General features: G+C 36.0%; 16 protein-coding genes. 1 reads left to right on the top strand and 15 read right to left on the bottom strand.

The window, feature by feature from the left end:
- Window positions 1-7 precede the first annotated feature (7 nt).
- From NSQ74_RS04905 to NSQ74_RS04835, 15 genes are all read right to left on the bottom strand, one after another.
- Window positions 8-1831, bottom strand: a complete 1824-nt coding sequence (locus NSQ74_RS04905) for an IucA/IucC family protein (RefSeq protein ID WP_340821837.1) — start codon at window positions 1829-1831, stop codon at window positions 8-10.
- Window positions 1828-3039 carry a type III PLP-dependent enzyme gene (locus NSQ74_RS04900; protein ID WP_340821836.1) on the bottom strand — a complete coding sequence of 404 codons (1212 nt, stop codon included), beginning with the start codon at window positions 3037-3039 and terminating at the stop codon, window positions 1828-1830. Before NSQ74_RS04900 ends, NSQ74_RS04905 begins: the two co-directional genes overlap by 4 nt.
- A 1-nt stretch (window position 3040) precedes the next feature.
- Window positions 3041-3814 carry an HpcH/HpaI aldolase family protein gene (locus tag NSQ74_RS04895; RefSeq protein WP_340821835.1) on the bottom strand — a complete coding sequence of 258 codons (774 nt, stop codon included), beginning with the start codon at window positions 3812-3814 and terminating at the stop codon, window positions 3041-3043.
- A complete protein-coding gene (locus NSQ74_RS04890; RefSeq protein ID WP_340821834.1) occupies window positions 3801-5594 on the bottom strand; it encodes an IucA/IucC family protein in 1794 nt (597 codons plus the stop codon). Before NSQ74_RS04890 ends, NSQ74_RS04895 begins: the two co-directional genes overlap by 14 nt.
- Window positions 5579-7255, bottom strand: coding sequence for an IucA/IucC family protein (locus NSQ74_RS04885; protein WP_340826398.1), 1677 nt, complete (start codon window positions 7253-7255; stop codon window positions 5579-5581). Before NSQ74_RS04885 ends, NSQ74_RS04890 begins: the two co-directional genes overlap by 16 nt.
- Entirely contained in the window at window positions 7245-8621 is a 1377-nt protein-coding gene (locus tag NSQ74_RS04880; protein WP_340821833.1) for an MFS transporter, read from the bottom strand. The genes NSQ74_RS04885 and NSQ74_RS04880 overlap by 11 nt, the downstream gene beginning before the upstream one ends.
- Before the next feature lie 29 nt (window positions 8622-8650).
- Window positions 8651-10006, bottom strand: coding sequence for a diaminobutyrate--2-oxoglutarate transaminase (locus tag NSQ74_RS04875; protein ID WP_340821831.1), 1356 nt, complete (start codon window positions 10004-10006; stop codon window positions 8651-8653).
- 7 nt (window positions 10007-10013) lie between these two features.
- Window positions 10014-11018, bottom strand: a complete 1005-nt coding sequence (locus NSQ74_RS04870; protein ID WP_340821829.1) for a hypothetical protein — start codon at window positions 11016-11018, stop codon at window positions 10014-10016.
- 308 nt (window positions 11019-11326) lie between these two features.
- A complete protein-coding gene (locus tag NSQ74_RS04865; protein ID WP_340821828.1) occupies window positions 11327-12106 on the bottom strand; it encodes an IucA/IucC family C-terminal-domain containing protein in 780 nt (259 codons plus the stop codon).
- A gap of 15 nt (window positions 12107-12121) precedes the next feature.
- A complete protein-coding gene (locus NSQ74_RS04860; protein WP_340821827.1) occupies window positions 12122-12928 on the bottom strand; it encodes an ABC transporter ATP-binding protein in 807 nt (268 codons plus the stop codon).
- Between the two features lie 84 nt (window positions 12929-13012).
- A complete protein-coding gene (locus NSQ74_RS04855) occupies window positions 13013-14056 on the bottom strand; it encodes a FecCD family ABC transporter permease (protein ID WP_340821826.1) in 1044 nt (347 codons plus the stop codon).
- Entirely contained in the window at window positions 14049-15065 is a 1017-nt protein-coding gene (locus NSQ74_RS04850) for a FecCD family ABC transporter permease (RefSeq protein WP_340821824.1), read from the bottom strand. The genes NSQ74_RS04855 and NSQ74_RS04850 overlap by 8 nt, the downstream gene beginning before the upstream one ends.
- A 177-nt stretch (window positions 15066-15242) precedes the next feature.
- On the bottom strand, window positions 15243-16235 hold the full coding sequence (locus NSQ74_RS04845) for an ABC transporter substrate-binding protein (protein ID WP_340826397.1): 993 nt from the start codon (window positions 16233-16235) through the stop codon (window positions 15243-15245).
- A gap of 628 nt (window positions 16236-16863) precedes the next feature.
- The gene (locus NSQ74_RS04840; protein ID WP_340821821.1) at window positions 16864-17367 is read right to left on the bottom strand and encodes a GNAT family N-acetyltransferase; all 504 of its coding nucleotides are present in this window, start codon (window positions 17365-17367) and stop codon (window positions 16864-16866) included.
- Between the two features lie 592 nt (window positions 17368-17959).
- Window positions 17960-18481, bottom strand: coding sequence for a GNAT family N-acetyltransferase (locus NSQ74_RS04835; protein ID WP_340821820.1), 522 nt, complete (start codon window positions 18479-18481; stop codon window positions 17960-17962).
- Window positions 18482-18846: 365 nt separating this feature from the next.
- Here NSQ74_RS04835 and NSQ74_RS04830 point away from each other — a divergent pair, with 365 nt between their 5' ends.
- On the top strand, window positions 18847-19554 hold the full coding sequence (locus NSQ74_RS04830) for a DUF421 domain-containing protein (protein ID WP_340821819.1): 708 nt from the start codon (window positions 18847-18849) through the stop codon (window positions 19552-19554).
- Window positions 19555-19613 lie beyond the last annotated feature (59 nt).

The following is a 19613-nucleotide window of genomic DNA, read 5'->3' as shown; positions in this document are numbered from 1 at the left end:
ATTTGAGCTAAATGTTCCAAAATGGATTGTAGCCTTCTCCTTTACCAGAAGGCATTGCTCCTGGAACACCATCTGCTTCTAACAACGGGCGAATGATTAGTTTTACTGGCCAATGCTTTTGCTCAAATAAAATTGTCCATAACCTCTTCTTATCGGATTGTGGAATATCAACTATTTTAACCGCCTTCATTAGTTTTTCCTTCGTTATATGCCATAATTCTTGTTCTGAAATAGCATATAAGCTTGCAAGAACTTCTATAATAGAAGCTAAATTTACTTTTGTTCCTAATGTTTGTATATAAAACATTAACTTTTCAATACTTTCATTATATAGACTATTCGAATGACCTGGGCGAATATAATATTGTGGATTTTGAATGTTATGACGTTCTAAATAGGGCATATGAAGACGCACAGAGTCATGATCCCTTAACAATAATCCATAAATTTTATTATTTTTTAACACAAGACAGCAATTTTGACCGTGTATTTCAGGCAGAATTCCTACTTTAAATAGTCTCATAGCTATTTCATAAAACATTGCTACCATTTCAATATAGAAATCAATTACTTGCTCTTTTGTTAAAGAATGACCGAACAGTTCATCTAAGTAATGATGTCCCTTTAAATCAACAGCAAGGGAAGACATCGGAATGATTTTATAGTCTTCATCTAATAGTAGCTTTGGATAGATACGAATTTGCGCAGCTAGATGGCGAGGATGATCATCAAAAAGGCCCATCGTTTGAGGCATATATCCCCACCAATTTTGTTCTTCACATAGAAATACTTTTTCCATTAATATATGATCGCAGTCAAGAGCTTGTCGCAATAGCCTTTCTCCTGCAAGACCATTTAGTAACTTTACGACAGGCAAATATCTAGATGCCCCCAAAGAGAGTACACTTACTGGTAGTTTTAACATCAAGTTAGATTGTTGATTAAAAACTAAAGAGCGTACGGACGAAGTTGCAAATAGATTGCCTACTTTAGTTGTTAAAACAACAATCGTTTGATTGGCGATTTCCGACTGAAAATCCTTTAAAATAATGTTCTGTAACTGCCAAGGATGCACTGGCATAACAGTGTATTCGCTCCAATGTAAACCTCGTTGATTAAATTCTAGCTCAATGTCATTTCTTTGCTTTTCAGCAAGTAAATCTAGACATTGAATTGGCTCTTGTTCATTGCCATTTACAAGAACATCATGACGAATCGCAACCCAACGAAGTGATATCGATCGGCCAAATTCCGCCATATACAACTTATAGTCTTGCTCTGTAAATCCTATTTTCGCCTTTGCAAGCGGATGAAATGGGCGATCCCTAAACGAGGCAATCATCTCTCCTTTTACAAACCATTCATATGGAGTTGTAGGAGGCGTTGATTCATAATGCTCTATTTGTTCTATACTAAATGTCAATTGTTCAACGGCTAATGTAAGTCCCTTTAATAAATCTGCCACCGCAGCGTGTTCATAGGATTTCCCTGATGAGGCAACCTGCAAAACTGCTAACGCTAGCTCTTCAATAGAAACGATTAAATGCCAATGCCCAGCAACACGCCTGTAAATAGGTGAGTTATCAACCCATTGCTCGCCTTGCTTAATGCTTTTTTCTACAAGAAAACAAAAGTCACCTATATATACAGTTGACTCCTTGTAATGCCTGTCGGAAAATAACTCTGCTATTGTTTTAGATACAGATTGAAGTGATTGTTTTGAGTACATATCTACTGCAAAGAATTGTTCTGCTAAAAATGCATCCATTAAATCTTTCATAATTATTTGTGTGGCTCTTTCACTTGCTGGCACACTTTGCTGTAAAATCATCGAACCTGTCCTCCTTCGATATAATAAAACGCTGGATGGGGATGGCCTAAAAAATCATGATGTGAAATTGTCCAACAATAAGCACCTGATTTTTCAAAGATGATAATATCACCTACAGAAATAGCAGACACATAAGCATCTGTGTGCAATCGATCTTTTGGCGTGCATAACTCTCCAACGATGTTGACCTTAATATTTTGAAAGTTAGGACGCTGAAAAGTATACGGCCATGTATCACTGGTATAAAGCTGAAATGGTTGGTTATGTCCCCATGAAGATGGCAATCTATTATGATGTGTTCCACCTCTCACAATGGCAAAATGCTGCTGATGAGACTTTTTAATATCAATAATTTCAGTAGCATAAAATCCATAATCGGCAACGAGATATCTTCCTGGCTCAAAAAAAAGCTGAATTCCCTTTATATCTTGCCAAATATTACTTCCCTGTAATAAGGACGTAAATTGTTGCCAGTCAAAAGAGGGTGCCTTATTATAAGAGACACCAAACCCACCTCCAGCATTAAGTACCTGCAAATCTAAATTATATAAGCGTTGCCACTCAAGTGCCTTCTGCACATATAATTGCACCATCTCAGCATGCATTGCCGCATGTACATTATTTGATAACGAGTGAAAATGAAAGCCTTTAATCTGTACGAGGTGATGTGGGTCTTCTTTTACAATAGCTATTGCCCGTTGAATATCTGACTCATCCAAACCAAATGGACTTGGGATGCCTCCCATTGTAATTTTAGTTTTAGGTAGTGCATTTGTTCGTAAATTAATCCGCAATAAAATATTAACTTTTTCATTTAACTTTTGAGCTAGTATTTGAATACGTTGTAATTCTAGTACACTTTCCACATGAATATATGAAACCTTTTGGCGTATCGCTAACTCTAATTCAACATCCTTTTTTCCAGGTCCCCCAAACAAAATTGGCACCTGCTTGGACACCGCTCGGACACTTAACAATTCGCCAATGGAGGCTACTTCAAAGCCATGAATAAATGGTAAAAGAGCCTTTATGATTCGTTGATCTGGATTTGCTTTAATCGCATAAAACAAATAAGTTTGCTTAGGCAAAGTTTGGCACATTTGTCTTACATGTGCCTGTATACCATCTAAATCATAAATATAAGCGCAAAAAGGTGCGGTTTTTTTATTATTTAAAGTTTCAATCGCAGATAGTAACGAATCATTCATATTAGCCTCCCGTTATTTTTTGATAGTCAATTTTCTTTTGTCTATATGCACGAAATGCTGTATTTCGGTCATCTCCTAGTACAAAAATACGTACGCCTTTGTCAGCCCATCTTCTATGTTGTTCTTTCTCCCTTGAAACAGTAGCATAAGGTACGTGGCACATTTTTACGATTTCATGTAATTCGTTAAGAGCATTTTGCACCTTAGGATGTCCAGTTTGCCAAGGCACAGCTAACGATTGTGATAGATCTGCCGCTCCCTCTAACACAAAACTGATATGGGGCAGTGATAAAATAGCTTTACAATTGTGAACGCCTTCTACATTTTCAATCATTGGAATAATCATGATTTCTTCATTTGCTGCTGCAATATACTCTGTTAAAGGGTTTTTCGCAAAAGCAGCAGGGCGACCACTATTTAAACTACGGTGACCAATAGGATGATAATAACTATATTCAATTACCTGTATAACCTGCTCTCGACAGCTTACATTTGGAATCACAATGCCCTGAGCTCCACAATCAAGTACTTTTAAAATTGTAGTACGTTCAATCTCGTCAATTCGTACAAGTGGGGTAATATCAAGTAACTCAGCCGCCCGGATCATATTTTCTAGTATTTCTAAATTGATCGTCGTATGCTCTAAATCAATAATGACAAAATCAAATTCCGCATGACCAATTAATTCGATTACACTTGGATGAGGAATCGAGACAAATAACCCAAATACCGTTTGCTGACGTTCAATTTTTTCCTTCAGCTTATTTTTCTTCATTTTTTATTAACTCCATTGCCAGCAATAAAGGGTTTTGCGCCTTTCTAAAGTACAGTGTTTGGTCACCATAAATACGTCTCTTTGTCATTTCTTCGATTAAAGCATCCTCTGCAAATAAATTAAAGGTTTGGAATCGTTCCTTATACTGCGGATGCTGTTGTTGATAGGTTAAAATAACTTCAACACATGTGCGCCAAAACTCCTCTTCACTTAATCCAAATTCCTCAAGTGTAAAACAAAGTTCTGTCATACAAATAAAAAAGAAAGCATCGAACGTATAGTCCCTAACTTCAGAAGCTTCGGATGCTTTTAAAAACGAATAACGGTTAAACTCACGATGTGTAACAGGTTCCGGATTTAACTGTGGCTCCCACTCTGGATGAAGAAGTTCTTCAGAACAAAATCTCACGCCGTCATGTAAGTCCTTCACAATGATTCTGTGTGGAAAGTTATTTTTTAATACTAGAATAATATTTTGCGCATGAGACTCCAATGCAATACCTTGCACATATAGTAAATGAATAATTGGTGTGACAAGTACTTGTATTAAAGCTTTACTCCATTTTTCTACCCCGTATAAAGTGATGGCTTGCTGTATAAACGCCACACCATTTTTTTGTTTATGCGTCAATGCATTTAAGGGCCAAGCTTGTTCACCTTCTTCTAGATATTGAGCAATATTTTCCCGATGGATTACGCCTAATGTTCCATATGCCACGGTATATTGAATAGCGGACAGTTTGTGATAACGAAAAGATACCCCTATTATTTCTTTTAAAATTTCAAATCTAAGAGTTTTCAAGTATTCATCATTTTTAATTATTTTTTCCAACCATGCACTAATAATAGGCGCATTCTGTGTCGTATGATGTGCTAAAATACGACTAGTTGATGTATTTGTAATATTGAGTGATAATTTTAAATAACTCGCCTGTGTACAATGACGATTCGACAAAGACCGAATCGATTGCTGAGCTCGATATAGGCTAGCTGATTTTCCTAATACAATGATAGTTTTATCAGCAATCTGCGGAAAAAATATGGTTGATACGATATGCTCGTATTGCCAAGGATGGACTGGGAGAAAAAAATATGCTTCTTCATCTTCTTCTATTTGCTCTCGCAATTGTTGTTTGAACTTTGCTAACTCCTCTGGTTGCAAATGATGCCGATACATTTCATTGAAGGCTGTTGTACCCGATACTGCAATATCTACTAAATTACGATGTACAGCAAGCCAATACAACACAATATTTCGATTAAATTCTGGGCCGTATAAATAATTATCTTCCAAAGTAAAACCTAAACGTGATTTATAGCTTGGATGATATGGATGACCATCAATCATGTGACTTTCCAGCGCATCATAGTGAAGATCCTCTTTTGGTATAGATGTAGGCTGCATACTCTTCGCCTGACTATCTTTCATAAAGGTCTCTAATAATTCCTGCACAAATGTAGCTGTATATTGCCCTTCCAATGTCAGTTGAACTACTTCTTCTAAAAATGTATAAATACTTACATTCGCGTCACCCTCTCTTTTAATGGAGTACGGCTTAACTTTAACTCGACCAAATGACCATTTCTGCACTACCTCACATGTATAAAAGATAGTATCTCCTCTAGCATTTCTTCCCCTAAAGCTATAATCTTGCCCATTTTTCGTTACTGGAATAATTTCTTCAAAAAATAATGCCTCTAATGTTTGACACTTCAATCGTTCATACACTGTCTCACAGGATGCCCAATGTGCTGGCATAAAAGCTATCTTCGGTTCCATATTATCTCATTCCCCTTATACATAGCATTTTTTACTGCAACATATTCTGGTGTTTCGCTCTTCCCGATTAAACAACTATACAAATTTTTTTTCGCATAAAATACATTGGTAGTTAAGAGATGAACTATTAGTTCACTCCGATTTTGTTCCCATTCTTCAAGTAGAGCCTCTCTTACAATTTGCCAAAAATAATCTTCATTCAAATGAAAATCTCTTGCAAGAGCATGTATAAATGACCCTAGGTGATTCACGATGAAATAATACTCTGTCCGTGACCACGCCTGCTCTTTATCATAAAATAAAGGCCCTTTTGCCTGTATATATTTAGCTACTTTTTCCTTTTCAATACTCACACCCTCTAAGTCTCGAATCCAAAAGATATATGGCTTGCCTTCCCTAATAGTAATAAGTGTATTTTGCAAATGCGCTTCGAAGTGAATGCCCTTATTCTCAGCAAGTCTAACAATCGGCAATAAAGAGATATTTAAATATTGTCGAAACCATTTATCTACTTTTTGTTCTTTCAACCATTCAAAAAGACGACATGGCTTTCCTTGGATTGGGGCTTCAAGTAAGCTAGCAACAACATAAGTCGATGCTTCGTCCAATACCATAGGTCGATAAGTAATAGTAAATAGAGCTGTTATTTGATTATCATTAAAACAGCACGTACAGACACCAGTTTCATAAAGAACCTTTGTATATTCTTCCTCTATGAAACAATCTTGATCTAACAAGTAATGTGCAGCATCGAGTGTTCTTTTCATTTGCTCTTGACTGTTAACTCTAAGCATATTCGTTATTTGAATTGAAAGAGATAGTTTCAAATTACATTTTAATTGTGGGATATAAACTGTTCTAACAGAGGATGTAGGATAGCATACAGGACCGCTTCTCCCTAAAAAGAGTATTTTTTGCTGTCTTTCATATTCTTTAACTACCTCCAGCGTTTGTACATAAGCATATTGCCAAGGATGCATTGGCAATATACGATAATTATCATCCTCTAAATTCAATTGCTTGCAAACATCATATTCAAACTTTTCTAAATATTCATTTGCCGCAGACTCCGTGACCCATGTTTCTTGAAATACGTCATTTCGCACAGCAATATAGCAAAGTGCAAATGAAGTACGCAATTCAGGACAGTAAGCTGCAACTTCTTGAGATGTAAATCCTACAGTATTTTTGGGATATGGATGGAATGGGTGACCATATATTAGTGATTGTTCAGAGGAGAGGTAGTCTTTTATAGGCTTTTCTGAAGAGTGTTCTAAAAATATGGCCATATTTCGATAGCTATTTTCCACCCTTTTCATAAAATCTTGCACATAGTCTTGGGTGATGGCTGTATTCAGTACGGTGTATTCTTGAACGATTAAAGAAGCAAGATAGGAAAAGCTTAAAGCTTGACCATTTTGTAGAGAAAAATAAGCATATTCATGCTCACCATTGATTGAATAAAAAGCAAATTTCCCAATAATAGTTTCCTGACTTGCCTGAAAATGTAGAGAAAATGTCTGGTTTTGTTTATTAATTTTCAGATGCTGTCTTTGAACGTTACTGCATTCTCGTAAATAACAATTTAGTAACACTTTACAACTATAGATAGCTGCTTGTTTTTCATGACGGCTTTGCAAAACCCTTTCTTTAATGACCACCAATGTCAACTCTCTTTCTTGTTATATATAATACAAAAGGTACAGTAGCTAACATAATGCATCCTAAAATTATACACTCCTCTTTAAGTGCTATCCATTTAGCATCTGCTAATGAAACACCTGTATTAGCCAATGAATACCATCTGAATTCATAATAAATTGTTAACAGCATGACCGCAAACGAAGATGAAAAACGTTCAATTGTGCTAGCTAAAGCCGAACCTTCATGCAACTCCTCCTGTGAAAGTGTATGAAGGCCGATTGTTGTAACAGTCATGTTCGAAAGACCTCCTCCAATCCCTCTTCCAATCATCAAAATAGTTAATACGACTAGGGAAACTGAGCTTGGTAATAGTGAGAAGGATAAAATAGATAAGGCTACGATAACAATACCTACTACAATAAAATTCTTTGATTGCCCTCTATCCATCCAAAGTCCACCTAACCACATAAATAGACTTGTAAATATGGCAGTAGGAATAAACATGGCACCTATTAACGATGATGGTAGATTGAATACTTCCTGAAATAGAAGAGGCAACACAAAAATTACACCGAGCATTACAACATCCTGTATTGCAGCAATCAAAACCGTGATAGCAAAGATTTTATTTCGTCGTAAAAGCTTATAATTTAATAATGGCTCGGCTTTTTTATTTTCCAATTGAATGAAACGGATTAACAAAAGAGAACCACCTATCAGTATAATGACCAATACCCATATCGGGAAAACCCCTTTAAGAAGTAGCTGTATGCTTACACTTAGCATACAAATACTTAGTACCAAATAAATGATACCTAACACGTCCAATTCCTTTTTTCTCATAGCTTTATATGAATCAATTTGGGTTGCACAAAGAAACAGTGATATTATAGCAAAAGGGACATTCATCCAAAAAAGATACTGTAATTCACCAAATTGGATAACGAGCCCTCCAACAGTTGGTCCTATAATAGAGGCAATTGTCAGCTGTATACCCCAAACACCTGCCACTCGTCCATGCACTTCTTGATTGTATATATCAAATAATAGACTGAGAGAAAGTGGAATCATTATGCCCCCTGCGATGCCATGAACACAGCGAACAATCAATACTACTTGAATGTATTGATCGAATAAGCCACCTATAATAGAAGAAAGTCCATATATTGCAACTCCTGTTATATAAGTTCTTTTTCTATCTAGGCGATCTACGATTAATGGTGTAAGGGGCATCGTTACAGTCATGGATAGAAGGTATGATAAAATTACCCAGCCTGCTGAAGTAGCATTAATGCCATACAACTGCATAAAGCTTGGTAATAAAATATTAATAGAACTATTCATAAGTACTAGTGAAAAAGCAGCTATAAAAACTGCAACCAATGCTGCATGCCTTTTGATTGTTTCAATGGTTAGCATATTGCATGCATAGCAACCGCTTGTTGCACTGAATTAGCAAAAATATCTAATACTTTTTCGGTCTCAGTTCTATTAATAATAAGAGGCGGTAAAAATCTTAATACTGCCCCCCTTCGCCCTCCTACTTCAATAATCAATCCATTTTCAAAGCATTTTTTCTGAATTAAAGAGGCTAACTCTCCATCTGGGGGATGGTGTCCTAGAAGATCAGTTGGCTTTTTGGGATCAACAATTTCTACACCTATCATTAATCCTCTTCCACGAACATCACCAATCTCGCTATATTTTTGCTGCAATTGATATAACCTTTTAAAAAATTGTACACTCCTTTCCTCTACCTTTTCTAACACACGATGTTCACGTAAATATTTTAATGTGGCTAACCCAGTAGCCATTCCTAATTGATTACCTCGAAAAGTTCCAGTGTGCGCACCTGCTTGCCATTGATCCAATGCCTTATGATAAATAACTACCGACATTGGCAAACTACCACCTATCGCTTTTGAACATATGATAACATCTGGGATAATACCTGCATGTTCAAAGGAAAACATCTTACCTGTTCTTCCAATTCCAGTCTGTACTTCATCAATAATTAAGGGAATATTTCGTTCAGCAGTCATTCTTCGTAGTTGGTTTAACCATTTTAGATCTGCTGGAATTACGCCTCCCTCACCTTGTATCGTTTCTACAATTACACAGCATGGATTGGCAATCCCACTTTCATCATCATCCAATAAATTTTCGATATATTGTGCACTGATGGAAGCAGTCATACCATTTCCAATACCGAATGGACACCTAAATTCATTTGGAAATGGTAAGAAATGTACGTCTGGTAGTAGGCTTTGCAAATGTTGTTTTTTAGATATATTGCCACTCATGGACATCGTTGCTTGTGTAGAGCCATGATAGCAGCCTTGAAATGCTAGAATTGATTTACCTTTGGTAGATTGTTTCACTAATTTAATAGCGGCCTCTACAGCATCTGCTCCAGTAGGACCACAAAATTGAATTTTTGCGACACTTTTAAAGTCCTCTGGCAAAGAAGATATGATTTCCTTCATAAATTCTATTTTTAAAGGTGTAGCCAAATCGAGCGTATGAAGTGGTATTTGTTGATCCAAGACTTCTCTGATAGCTGTTATGATAACTTCATGATTATGACCTAAAGCCAATGTTCCCGCTCCTGCCAAACAATCGTAATAATTTTTGCCTTCTACATCTGTCACTATTACACCTTGAGCTTTTTGTAGAATAAATGGGAAGTGCCGTGAATACGCTCGCGCATTTGATTCACGTTCACTTTGAAACATTAAATACTCCTCTTGAATCTTATTTGCTGCCATGTTATCATTACTCCTTTTCTATATCTAATAGATAGGCTAAATATGATTCAGCTGCATTTTTAGTACTCTTTTTAAAATAAATCGAGGGGTCCACCAAATCTGGCAAGGCATTTACTTCTAATATGACACCATTAGTTTGATTCAATGGTTTATCAATATGTAAGCAACGAATGTCAATGCCTGCAACGTCAATTTGTAACGCTTTTGCCGCACGAATTGCCATTTCAATATTTTCAGGACATATATCTGCTGTGCGATCTGTAATAACATCATAAAAATCTGTCACCAACATATTGTCATCCGAAAACAAATCTAGTTGTTGCCCATTTACTAATACATCTTCAAGTGTAAGCCCATTCCTTTGTAAAATACTTTTCAAGCCCACGTTGTCTGGTTCAATTGCTTGATACGCTTGAGATCCTTCAAGTGTGTTCTTTTTCAATTGCTTGTCATTTAAGTGCCCAATCAATTGACGAATAGTGGAAAAACCATCTCCTTCTATAAAAGCTGATCGGTATTCTAAAACACCAATAAACTCCCCATCTATTACTAACACCCGATAATCATGACCAGGTACATATTTTTGAATTAAAATCTTTTGACTATATTCTTTAGCAACTATAGCAGCTTGCTCTAATTCCTCCACTGTCTTAATACCAATTGTTACACCTAAACTACATTTAGCATTAATAGGTTTTACAACAACCGTTTCATGGCTTGATAAAAATTGAATACCCTGTTCTCCAATCTCCTCTACAATAATAGAATCGGAAATAGGTAGCTGATTCCTAACCAATAACTTATTTGTCGCTTCTTTATTTTGAGCTAACAAACCACTTATCAATAATAACTGATGTGATCTTGTTTTATTGATAATAATCGTTTTGTCTTTATAAGACAGCTCTAAAAAGTCCTCGCAATCCGCAAGCAAAGGTGTACACTTTATGCCCATTTCTTTGGCCTTTTGTATAATAATTTGATTTTGTAAATTGCTTATTTGCTGTTGTGCCACATCTACTCCTCCCACCACTAATTGATTGATAATGATTATCATTATCAATTATATAATAGCAATATGCTTTTCATTTTTCAAGTTAACCTTAATAATGCTAATCGTTATTTGAGCAAATAAAAAATACTTTAGTAATTCTATTAGAAAAAACTTTTTCGAAAATGAATGTTGTTATTTACTACAATTAATACGTGGTACAAGGTGTATCTTATCTTGCGCCATCACATCAATTGTAGAATTTAATTTTAGTTCAATTTTTCTGATTTAAACTTATTTTTGACAGAACCAGCGGCATAAATAACCTATTTTTACGTTGTCATTTTGGGGCATGATATACAATAATCATGTTCTTCTTCAGAGGTTAAATAATAAAAACAGCAAGTTTTACGTATTCTAATTGGCTTATCGACACCTCTTGCCATTACCTTTGGTGTATTGTATCGAGTAAATGGATTTCTTCGCTCGCCAAAAATGTTGCCTGGGGCTTCCAACATAATGTACTGATAATCTTCTTCCAAGTACGCTATATCAAATTCACTTGCGCCTTGTCGAAATTGTGTTTCATAAAACCAATGTACATACATAGCTGCGTGTTCCCATAATACAGCATTTGAAACTTTAGCATTCGTTGACAACACCGCCCATACTTTAGCGATATTATCAGCAAAAATTGATTGAAGAATTTGATCTCGCCATTTTTCTCTGTCACTTATCGGCACAGAAACTTGTGCATCTACTAGCCCTATTCGTGGTAGCCACAAATCTTCCTGATAACTCGACTCCACAGTTACATTGTCAATTGAAGCATTCAACCCCTTCTGTAACCTGGACATCGCATATAGAGCCGCACCCATAGTTAAAACACTATAACGCTTCCCAAATAAAGAAGCAGTAACCATTAGAGATGTAGAGTTAAAAATAGGCGAAATAGTATGAAGGTATTGACGGCATTGCTCACCACAAAGCAAAGCTTTAGATTCGATTGAATAAGGTGAAGCTGGCAATCTTGTCTCGGTAAAACGATAGTTCTCCGTCAAAATAGCAACCTCTGAAGGCGTTAGAAATTTATTATTTTGTATATTTAACATAGAAGTCCCTCCTGCTTAATCTATAAAACCACACTTTAATCCCTTTCCATGTGGCACACATAACGGTGTTCCAAAAAGAGGGTCGTTCATAATTGTGCAATCCATGCAAAATACATCCTTCACTAAATCAACCGTAATAATGTCTTTAGGCTTTCCTTGTGCATAAATTTTTTTATCGCGCACCGCCACAATATGGTGCGCATAACGGCATGCTAAATTTAAGTCATGCAGAACCATGACCACTGTTCGTTTTTCCCTACTATTTAAATCAAATAATAGATCTAATATTTCGACTTGGTGAGCCATGTCTAAATAGGTAGTGGGCTCATCTAATAAAATCAAATCTGTTTTTTGAGCCAATGTCATCGCAATCCAAGCTCGCTGTCGCTGACCTCCAGACAATGCATTGACAGGTCTATTTGCAAATGGTTTCATCTGCGTTGCTTCCAATGCTTGATTTACAATCTGTTCATCTTCTGTAGACCATTGCTTAATCCAGCTTTGATGAGGGTACCTACCTTGTTTAATTAGCTGTAAAACAGTTAATCCTTCAGGCGCTATTGGCCCTTGTGGGAGTATCGCTAATTGTTTCGCAACTGCTTTGGTAGATAGATCTCGTATTTTTTTGCCATCCAATAAAACATGTCCATCCTTTGGTTTTATTAAGCGGGCAAATGTCCGTAATAACGTTGATTTACCACAACCATTTGCACCTACTAAAACAGTGATTTTTCCTTCTGGCACTTGTAAATGTAAATCCTCAAGTATATTTGCATTACCATAGGTAACTGTCAGTGCATTAGCCTCTAATATATAATTCAAATTAGATACACCTACTTTCCCATATTGTACCGTTACATAAGACTATTACTATAATGCTCCCTATGTATCACGCCATGTTCATTTCTATGCACTGTGATTTCTTGTACGGAACAGTAAATAAATAAAAAACGGGGCCCCAATCGCTGCGGTAAACACACCTGCTGGTAAATCTTTTGGTAGAAACGCCGTCCGACCAATAATGTCTGCAAAAATAACGATAATACTTCCGACAATTGCTGAAATCGGGATGAGTGCTGCAAATGAACGTCCCACAAGCATTCTACTAATATGGGGAGCTACTAATCCAACAAAGGCTATTCCACCTACAAAGGCTACTGCTGAGCCGGCTAGCATAACACTAATCAACAGGAACAATAAACGGTATACTTGTACTCTCACACCTACACCTAATGCAATATCATCTCCTAATTCCTTTACATTGATAACTCTTGCCATGACAAATGTTAACAATATTAAAATGACGACCCATGGGAGCAATAAGTAAACATCCTGCATATTCGCCCCATACAAGCTACCTGTAAGCCAAATATAAGCCCTTGTAGTTCGAATCTCCTCACCTGTGACGATTAGCATTGTAACTATACCTTTCATGAGTGCCGAAATACCGATACCAATTAACACTATACGTATAGGTGTCACACCCTTTTTCCAAGACAAAAGATAAATAATAGATGATACAATTCCTCCACCTATAATGGCTGCTAATGGCAAATAGTGAATGCTCACTGTTCCAAAATAGACGAGAAATATCATTGCCCCTACAGATGCACCACTTGTTACACCAATAATATCCGGTGCTGCTAGAGGATTTCTGATTAAGCCTTGTAATATTAATCCTGATATTGCAAGTGCCATACCAACTAACAAGGCGAGTAATACTCTAGGAAGTCTTAACGTTTGGATTGTAAATAGATATTCACCTGTACCGTAACCAAACAATTCATTTAGCACTGTAGCTGGATGTATAAAATCACTACCTACTGAAAGAGCAAGCATAATCATTCCACAAAGCAAAATACTAAGAAGAACGATAACTAGCACTACTTTCTTAGATATTTGAAAGGAAATCTTATTTGATTTCGTACGAACCGTCATATAATTATGCATTTCTCGCTAACCCCCTTCGTGCTATGTAAATAAAGAAGGGTGCACCTATAAAGGCAGTCATAACACCGATAGGCATTTCTAACGGCATAATAACAAATCTCGCTGCGATGTCTGCTAATAGTAGCAATGTCGAACCAAGCACTGCACTAAACGGTATAATCCATCTATAATCTGTTCCAACTAAGCCCATCGCCACATGAGGAACAATTAGTCCGATAAATCCAATTGAGCCAGCCACTGCGACTGATCCTCCAGCAAGTAAAATGACGATTACGCCCATACTCACCTTCATTAATATCGTACGTTGTCCTAAGCCTTTTGCAATATCATCCCCTGACTGCAAAATATTAATGGAACGACCCATAAAAAAAGCGAAACTACTACCTAGCAAAATGAAAGGTAATACTGGCAACAACATATTGATATCTCTCCCTGAGACAGAACCTGCTAGCCAAAAAAGCACACTTTGTATGCCTTGCTCATCGATGACTAATAATCCTTGTGTAAAAGATACAAACAATGCCGAAATGGCAGCGCCTGCTAGTACTATTTTTATTGGCGTTAAGCCATCCTTTCCTAAAGAACCTAGGAAAAATACGAGAACGCCTGCAACAGCTGCCCCTAAAAAAGCGACCCACATATAATGGATTAACGAATCCATAGAAAAAAAAGTAATTGCACATACAATAAAAAATAATGCTCCTGCGTTAACACCTAAAATATCCGGAGCAGCCAATGGGTTTCTTGTCAAAGCACGCATTAATGCACCTGCTATGGCAAGACTAGCTCCAACTACTGTAGCGACTACAGCCCTTGTGAAACGGGATGTTCGAATAATGACATGCTCCGCATTTGATGCATCATAATGGAAAAATGCATCATACACAAATCGAAATGGGATAGACGTTTGACCAAGAGCTACACTTAACATAAATGCCAATATCAGCAACACACAACAAATGATAAAAACACCCTTTTTCATTGAGGTACTGGTAAGCAAATTTTGCATTGAACTCCTACTTTCTTATCCTTATTTCTGTCTCCTTTTCAACCATCTCTTCTATTCCTTCCTAACAAACAGTTGACGAGTAATGGCTAGAAATTAAGGGGGCTCACCTTTTTATAGAGCCCCCATTTGACCTGAGGGATATAGCTTCGTATGCAACCTTGTTAATCTATAGGTCTCTTATTTTTCTAGCTCAAATCTGTCATATATATCGTCCAACATAATATGAGCACTTAAAATACCACCAGCAAAATTCCAGTACACCTCTTCAACACGGTATACTTGGTCGTTTTTAACAGCATCAAGCTCCTTCCATAACGGATGGCTTGTCCATTCCTCCAATGTCTTTTTTGTAGCCTCATCTTCGATATAAAACATATAGATGACATCCGCATCCATTTGCGGAATACTTTCTTTATCTGTAAACCTTAGAACGATTGGCAGTGGATTCTCTGTTATATTTTTTGGACCTTTAAATCCAAGCTCTGTTAAAATTTCACCTGCATAACCTGCAGGATATATACGTGCATGGTCAGCTCTAAAATTGACAACTGAAGCACTAATTGGCCATTTGTCACCTAACTTATCTTTAATTTTCGTTTGGAAATCAGTTACTCGACTTTCCCATTTTCCAAGCAATTCTTTTGCTTTATCTTCTTTACCCGTCGCTTGTCCAATTAAATTTACTGTACCTTTAAAATCAAATACATCTTGGTGCACAACGGTCGGTGCGATTTGAGATAATTGTTCATATATTTCCTCATGGCGATTTTTAGAAGCAACAATTAAATCCGGTTTAAGTTTAGCAATCTCCTCTAAGTTAGGCTGCGTTTCCTCCCCTAAAAGTGGCACCCCTTCTAAGTCTTTTTGCAAATATTCATATATTGGTGTATCTGCCCAAGATTCAACAACACCTACCGGTTTTATCCCCATCGCCACTGCTACATCTGTTGCACCTTGATAGAGCGTAACAATTTTCATAGGTGTACCTTCTATTGTTGTCGTTCCTAGTGAATGAGAGACTTCACGACTGCTATTTTCAGTACTACTGTTGTCAGTACTACTTTCTTCTTGAGTTGTTTTATTGTCATCTGCATTAGAAGCTTCCTCAGATTCCTTACCTCCACATCCAGCTAACAATAAAGCCAATGACAAAACTAAAAACATTACCATCTTTCTTAAGTCAATTAATTTAACAGAATTCAAAGTGTATTCCTCCTATCAACTAATTTTTATAATGATAATGATAATCATTATCATTATAAAATCGTACTAGACAAATTTCAATATGTATTTTTAGAATATTTGGTACGTTTAAATTTTCATGCTGTCACCTCCCCTTTGTTTTATCTATCTTCGGGAAGTAACAACTTATTCGGACAAAAAAATAAGCAGTTGAAGAAAAGGGATGCTTTTCTCCAGCTACTTTAATTTTCTTATCTTAATTACGTCCCAAAAAGCTGAGCCAAATAAATAATCCCATAGATAGGAATTGCTATGGAGGTAAGTAGATACATTACCATTTCACCCTTCGAAAGCTTCCTTTTCCATTTCGTTAGTTTAAGCTGCCTATGATAAACAAAACTCGAAAGTAATATGATTAAAAAAGTTAAATCTTTTACGTTCTCTAAAAAGAGATGCAACTCATTCTCCCCCTTTGTTGTGCAAAAGATATCTCTATTATAGTAAATGACTAAATAGCAAAAAAAAGAATCTAGTATTTACTTTTCATGTTGCAGTAAACTCCAAAATACTATGACCTCTTAAGAGCAAAGTAATTTGAAGATCTCATCTCATTTTCTTACATATGTAAAACCATCAAATCCTCGTCACAATACTGCCCATTAAATTTGAGGGCATTCCGTTCTACACCATACACTTCAAAACCTAAAGACATATACAACTTCTTGGCTGAAATATTGTCAGAGACAACTGTTAATTTAATTTGCTCCAAACCTTCACAACTTTTTGCCTTCTCTATTAGTTTACGCATAAGTAATTTCCCTACGCCCTGACCTCTTCCTTCAGGTGCTACATACATTCCGAAAACATTTCCTTTATGGTGAGTTTTCACAGTTCTTTCGCGCATATAAGTGACGATTCCAACTAACGAATTGTTGTCATTGAAAGCACCAAGGACAAATTTATCGTTCGTTGGTTCTAATCGCCCTGCTATAGTTTCTAATGAAAAGTTTACTTCACACTCATATGTTGAACCAAATGCTTCTGGATTGATTTGTAATGCACTTAATCGAACTTCTTGATACAACTGAGCATCTGATTTATTTAAAATTCGAATTTCCATAGTGTATCCCCTTACGTCTGTTATTTTAATAGCGGTCTCTACGGTCTCCATGTTTTTTTCAACATATTGATTTTCCGTAACTTCTTATTCTCCTAACACAATTACAAATGGAATGTTGTCACGATTCGCTTTATTATCGCTTTTCTTAATTTTTTTTATTATGTGCGGCGAATTTTACGACCAATAATCTCTTGCTCAGGTAATAATCTTATGTTCCTCTAACATTTTGATCATCCATTTTCTTCATCATCGTCTCTCCTTTGTTTTTAAGAAAATAAAAAACCGTACAAACATAAGCTCCTACATCGGCTTAGTTATACGATTTCATGAGAAATAGTCGTCCTATTCAATATTAATAAATTAATAAAGATAGCAAGACTAATGGATATGATGATGTGTAGTTGTTGATATTAGATGCTTTAAAACCCGCATAGAATCTCCTCCATTCAATTATTCGTTACTTTAAATCATATGATAATATTTGTCAATTTATTATTTAAATAAGGTAGCTACAGGACTGCATTGTTAAATTACTTTTATAGAACAAAAAGCAGTTACTCTATATAGACTAACTGCTCATTAAAACTTGAATTTATAGTAGCTTTTGATAAAGTTCAAATTTATCTAAACCATATTTACTGTATCCTAAATCAATGGCATCAATATACTCAAAACCATATTTTCTATAAAGTTTTATAGCTGGTTTATTTTTTTCATATACATCCAGACGAATAGCTTTTATGTTCATTTCCTTACTATGTTGAATAATAAAATCCATAAGTCTTGTTCCAATTCCTTTATTAAGGTATGTAGGATGTACAGCAAAAGTGTTAATAACCAATATTTCTTCATCATCGAAATCATGATACCAATTAGCTTTAGAATAAGCTGCTTCTTGCTCATGTCTTAATATGACAGTGCCAACAATATGTTCCCCATCTTTCATCACATATAAATTGCCTTCCTGTATACCATGTACTGCAGTTTCTTTTATAGGATAGACACCTTTTTTCCATCCAGGGTAATTTATATGCGCATCAAGATAATCATTTAAATCATTATATAAAGATTCAATTTCCCCGATATTATTTTCCGTTCCCTTTTCAATCTTCATAATTTCTTCCTTTTCTATTTAGTTAATTAAGAAACCTAAATTATATGAATATTATACCTTATTAATAATTGGTAAACGATTCCTCATGGTGAAATTTTGAATAAGGCAACCTTTAATGCTTCGCTTCAGAGGTTGGGAATTTCCGTAGAACGGGTATAGGACACTACTGCTAGGAGAGGAAATTTAGCGAAGTTTGAATCAATAATTTTAGTATCTGCTTGAAATCAATTAAATATCCTGCATAGTTTACGTGAGCGCTATAGGCTCTTAAATTATGAACTGGAATATTACCAGAGAGGATACGTCATTCGTATCCTCATTTTGCTTAAAAAAATTTAAATACAATACGTGGAGGAGTTGAATTTATGACATATGTAAATATTGGCTCGAAGTTATTTTTTGGGTTCATTGCTTTATTAATTGTGACGCGTTTGTTGGGCAAAAAAGAAATATCGCAGCTCACCCCCTTTGATTTTATTTATTCCATTGTACTCGGTGGCATATTGGAAGAAAGCATTTATGATAACAAAATTTCAGCGCTTCATGTCTGGTTCGCAGTGACCGTTTGGGGAGTAATGTTATTTATTATCGAAATTTCATCACAGCGCTACGATAAATTAAGGGTTCTTCTGAAAGGGGAAACGTCGATTTTAATCAAAAATGGCGAATTCAACTTAAAAGAACTAGAAGCGAATCACTTGGAAATGGAGCAATTACGCATTATGTTACGGCAACAAGGGGTATTCTCACTGCGTGAAGTTTGTGATTTGTACTTGGAGCCTGGTGGTACTGTCAGCTTAAAAAAATATGCAAAATTCGATATGGTCACACCAGCCATGCTCAATTTAAAGCCAAAAGACGAGTCAATTAATTTCCTTTATGTAGATGAAGGAGAAATCAACGAAGAAATCTTAAAATACACGGGCAAGTCAAAAGAATGGCTATACGATGAACTGCGAAAGGAAGGCTATACGACTATTCAAGATATTTTGTATGCGGAATGGTCAGAGACTGACGGATTTTTCATCAAAACCTATGCGGATACTAATGATGATATACGAAAAGTGAATTAAAAAAGGTAGCACACAATCTACAAGCTAATCTAAACGAAAATGTATACTAAAGTAGTTAT

This window comes from Lysinibacillus sp. FSL W8-0992, assembly GCF_038008685.1.
In the GTDB taxonomy this organism is placed as follows: Bacteria; Bacillota; Bacilli; order Bacillales_A; family Planococcaceae; genus Lysinibacillus.
This window is presented reverse-complemented; position numbering and strand designations above follow the sequence as displayed.

Excerpts from the sequence above, each read along its gene's own strand:
- NSQ74_RS04905 (WP_340821837.1), bottom strand. The coding sequence starts at position 1,831 with ATGATTTTACAGCAAAGTGTGCCAGCAAGTGAAAGAGCCACACAAATA.
- NSQ74_RS04900 (WP_340821836.1), bottom strand. The coding sequence starts at position 3,039 with ATGAATGATTCGTTACTATCTGCGATTGAAACTTTAAATAATAAAAAA.
- NSQ74_RS04895 (WP_340821835.1), bottom strand. The coding sequence starts at position 3,814 with ATGAAGAAAAATAAGCTGAAGGAAAAAATTGAACGTCAGCAAACGGTA.
- NSQ74_RS04890 (WP_340821834.1), bottom strand. The coding sequence starts at position 5,594 with ATGGAACCGAAGATAGCTTTTATGCCAGCACATTGGGCATCCTGTGAG.
- NSQ74_RS04875 (WP_340821831.1), bottom strand. The coding sequence starts at position 10,006 with ATGGCAGCAAATAAGATTCAAGAGGAGTATTTAATGTTTCAAAGTGAA.
- NSQ74_RS04865 (WP_340821828.1), bottom strand. The coding sequence starts at position 12,106 with ATGTTAAATATACAAAATAATAAATTTCTAACGCCTTCAGAGGTTGCT.
- NSQ74_RS04855 (WP_340821826.1), bottom strand. The coding sequence starts at position 14,056 with ATGCATAATTATATGACGGTTCGTACGAAATCAAATAAGATTTCCTTT.
- NSQ74_RS04850 (WP_340821824.1), bottom strand. The coding sequence starts at position 15,065 with ATGCAAAATTTGCTTACCAGTACCTCAATGAAAAAGGGTGTTTTTATC.
- NSQ74_RS04845 (WP_340826397.1), bottom strand. The coding sequence starts at position 16,235 with ATGGTAATGTTTTTAGTTTTGTCATTGGCTTTATTGTTAGCTGGATGT.
- NSQ74_RS04840 (WP_340821821.1), bottom strand. The coding sequence starts at position 17,367 with ATGGAAATTCGAATTTTAAATAAATCAGATGCTCAGTTGTATCAAGAA.
- NSQ74_RS04835 (WP_340821820.1), bottom strand. The coding sequence starts at position 18,481 with ATGAAGATTGAAAAGGGAACGGAAAATAATATCGGGGAAATTGAATCT.
- NSQ74_RS04830 (WP_340821819.1), top strand. The coding sequence starts at position 18,847 with ATGACATATGTAAATATTGGCTCGAAGTTATTTTTTGGGTTCATTGCT.